The following is a 3317-nucleotide window of genomic DNA, read 5'->3' on the forward strand; positions in this document are numbered from 1 at the left end:
CATGCTCGGCGCACCATAACAAAAAGCCGCTCATCTTAGATAAGCGGCTTTGTCATTTTCTAATCTCGCCTTTTTCAACGAGAGTCTGAAGACCGAACTACATCATCACGTTAAGCGACAAACCATCTTGTTTGCTGATGGTGTAGCGAATACGCGTTGTATGACCATGCTTATTCGTATCGACCAAGCGAGAAACTTTCCCTTTCTTGACCCAAACACTCAGCATCGCATCGACGCCATCTTCACTCATGCCAAACTTTGCAGCGAGCTCTTTACGAGCCGCAACGCCGTGGCTATCAATGTATTGATGAAGTTCAGTTAAAATCATACTACTTGCACCTCTAGTGCTTTCTGCTTACTGCCCACTTTCTTGAAGACGCGATACGTCACCACAAAACCACCAGCAATCGCCACCATCCATACTACACTTGTCACAGGATGCGCAGCAAAGTTTGCCGCTTGGTAGTAGAAAGTCGCACCAAAGTAACCAAGAGCCATCGTCCAAACCGCGATGAAGCGTGCAAACGTCTGACCAAATTCACGAACATAAGCACCCATCGCGGCCACACAAGGCGTGTAAAGCAGGATAAGAATCAAGTAAGCGAATGCCGCATGACCAGATACAAACTTGTCTTTCAAGTTACCAAAGATAGAGGTATCGACTTCTTGGTCAGCTGCTACAGAATTAGAGTCAGACAAGTCGCCAACTTCAATACCTAATGGATCTGAGTAGCTCAATCCGGCTAGGTTTTCAGGGATCGTCATTACCGCTTCTTGCAGGCTTGCTGCTAAGTCAAACTCAGCTGCTTCTTCATCAGAAGGCGTTGTATATAGGCTATTTAATGTACCAACAACGGCTTCTTTAGCGAAAATACCTGTGATGATACCAACCGTTGCAGGCCAGTTCTCTTCAGTAATACCAATTGGTTGGAATACAGGTGTTACAACTTGAGCTGCTCTAGACAGTACTGAGTTTTCGCTATCTTCGTTACCAAAGCTGCCGTCCATACCTAGAGAGTTTAGGAAGCTAAGAATAGCCACAACCATCACGATTGTTTTACCTGCACCAAGTACGAAACGCTTCAGCTTCTGCCAAGTTTTCAACATTACGTTTTGCACTGTCGGCAATTCGTAATCTGGCATTTCCATCACTAAGCTATCACTGCTACCTGGGTAGATCGTGTTTTTCAGGAACAAACCCGTAAATACAGAAGCAACGATACCCATGATGTACAGAGCGAATACTACGTTTTGTCCTGCACCTGGGAAGAACGCCGCCGCGAACAGTGCGTATACCGGTAAACGAGCACCACATGACATAAACGGCGCCATTGATGCTGCTAGTTTACGTTCGCGCTCTTGGTCAAGAGTACGAGTTGCCATGATTGAAGGCACGTTACAACCAAAGCCCAGTACAAGTGGGACAAATGCTTTACCCGGTAAACCAATCTTCTGCATCACTTTATCAAGTACAAATGCAGCACGAGCCATGTAGCCTGAGCTTTCTAGTACCGCTAAGAATAGGTAAAGCGCTGCGATAACAGGAATAAAGGTCGCAACCGTTTGGATACCGCCGCCAATACCATCAGCAAGTACAGTGACTAACCAAACTGGTAAATGGCCATCTAATAAGTGGTGTCCACCATCAACTAATATTGCTCCAACACCAATATCGAAGAAGTCGATAAACGCACTACCGATATTGATAGAGAACATGAACATTAGGTACATGATAACGAAGAAGAAAGGAATACCGACCCATTTGTTCAAAATGAATTGGTCTGCTTTCTCTGTAAAGTTACGGCTTAGTTTGCCTTCGCTGCGACGAACACGTTTACAAAGGTCATGTAAGAAAGTGTATTTAGCGTCAGCAACAGCAAGGTCAATATCGAAATCGGCACCAAGACGCACGCTATCAATTTGAGTGCGAGTTTGTGGGGCTAAACCATTCAATACCAAGTAATCATTTTCTAAAGCACGAATCGCTAGCGCTCGGTGAGATACGTCAGCATCATCAAATTGTGACTCAACAGAAGGGATAAGAGCCTCTAACGCGGCATCGTAATCAATAGAGATAGGGTCAAGGCTCACACCTTGAACAAGCAGTTTATGCAGACGCTCTTTAAAGCGAACCACTTGACCTTTATCGTTTGCAGACAAGCTTAGAACTGGGCAACCTAGCTCTTTCTCTAGTGCTTTAAGGTTAATCACCTGACGTTCGCGCTTTAATACATCCATTTTGTTCAACACAACGATCATTGGGCGACCCAACTCACGCAGCTGTAATGTCATATATAAGCTTCGTTCTAGACAGTTAGCGTCGACAACATTGATGATCACATCTGCTGGGTGAGTTAAAACAGCGCGAGACGCGATAGACTCATCGATGCTGTTCGCATCATTACCACTGTCTAGTGCGTAGATACCCGGTAAATCCGTTAGTTGAAACTGATCACCAGCGTGCGAGTATAAACCCGTCTTCTTTTCAACAGTGACACCAACCCAGTTACCAACGTGTTGCTTGGCGCCAGTTAAGGCGTTAAATAATGTTGTTTTACCACTATTTGGGTTACCAACGGTAAGAACTTGATAATCCATTTAGATAACCTCGATTTGTTCTGCAATGCTTTCACGAATGGCGATAGAAACACCTCTCACTTCAACTTGAAGCGGATCACCCATAGGTGCACGGCGGATAAGCGTCACCTCGGTTTTTGGCAACATACCCATGACCATAAGTTTCTTCCTTACGTCTGGTGTTAAACCTGTTAGTGCAACAATAGAAGCCGCCTTTCCTTGCTCTAATTGTGAGAGTTTCATAAGTACCCAATTCGTGACTGATAATGAGAAAGATTGTTATTAACGCCATGATACACATACATGCCCACAATTCTATTGTGTGAAATCAATGTTTTCGAAAATACATACTCGTAAGTTTCGTTAAAAACGTTTACGTCAAAAACGTTACTTTCAACAACTAGCGAGAACTACCTCACTAGTGCAAACCCTCCCAAACAAAAACAAATCATTAATTATCAAACACTTGAGGCAATGTCGGTTTTCTCATAGGTATCTGTCGTTAATTTTATAAGTAAAATAAGTAGCTGGACGTATAGTTACTCCATCGAAGAGAAACTACTTCTCTTTAATTTTATTCCAGAGGTGATATGGCTTTGCTATATCACTCCGGCAGCAAGCGAAGGTGTCGTTGGCACCCGTGGTATAGTCCCCCCGGCTATGCCACGATATTTTTTTCTTCCCTTTGTTTTATCCCAACAACCTTTTTAAACTCCCCATTTATCTCGTATCTCGTATCT

The 3317-nt window shown here is 43.9% G+C and carries 3 protein-coding genes; all 3 read right to left on the reverse strand.

Annotation, left to right across the window (positions count from 1 at the left end):
- Nucleotides 1-97: 97 nt before the first annotated feature.
- From AB4517_RS22630 to AB4517_RS22640, 3 genes are read right to left on the reverse strand one after another with little or no spacing between them, the layout of a single operon-like run.
- A complete protein-coding gene (locus AB4517_RS22630) occupies nt 98-328 on the reverse strand; it encodes a FeoC-like transcriptional regulator (protein ID WP_017061938.1) in 231 nt (76 codons plus the stop codon).
- Nucleotides 325-2598 carry a Fe(2+) transporter permease subunit FeoB gene (gene feoB, locus AB4517_RS22635; RefSeq protein WP_372150097.1) on the reverse strand — a complete coding sequence of 758 codons (2274 nt, stop codon included), beginning with the start codon at nt 2596-2598 and terminating at the stop codon, nt 325-327. Before feoB ends, AB4517_RS22630 begins: the two co-directional genes overlap by 4 nt.
- A complete protein-coding gene (locus tag AB4517_RS22640; protein WP_004734203.1) occupies nt 2599-2820 on the reverse strand; it encodes a FeoA family protein in 222 nt (73 codons plus the stop codon). It abuts the gene before it with no gap.
- Nucleotides 2821-3317 lie beyond the last annotated feature (497 nt).

The organism is Vibrio sp. 10N.222.52.C3 (assembly GCF_041474195.1).
GTDB lineage: Bacteria > Pseudomonadota > Gammaproteobacteria > Enterobacterales > Vibrionaceae > Vibrio > Vibrio crassostreae_C.

What these genes read in the sequence shown, in the direction of transcription:
- AB4517_RS22630 (WP_017061938.1), bottom strand. Translation starts at nt 328, where the DNA reads ATGATTTTAACTGAACTTCATCAATACATTGATAGCCACGGCGTTGCG.
- feoB (WP_372150097.1), bottom strand. Translation starts at nt 2,598, where the DNA reads ATGGATTATCAAGTTCTTACCGTTGGTAACCCAAATAGTGGTAAAACA.
- AB4517_RS22640 (WP_004734203.1), bottom strand. Translation starts at nt 2,820, where the DNA reads ATGAAACTCTCACAATTAGAGCAAGGAAAGGCGGCTTCTATTGTTGCA.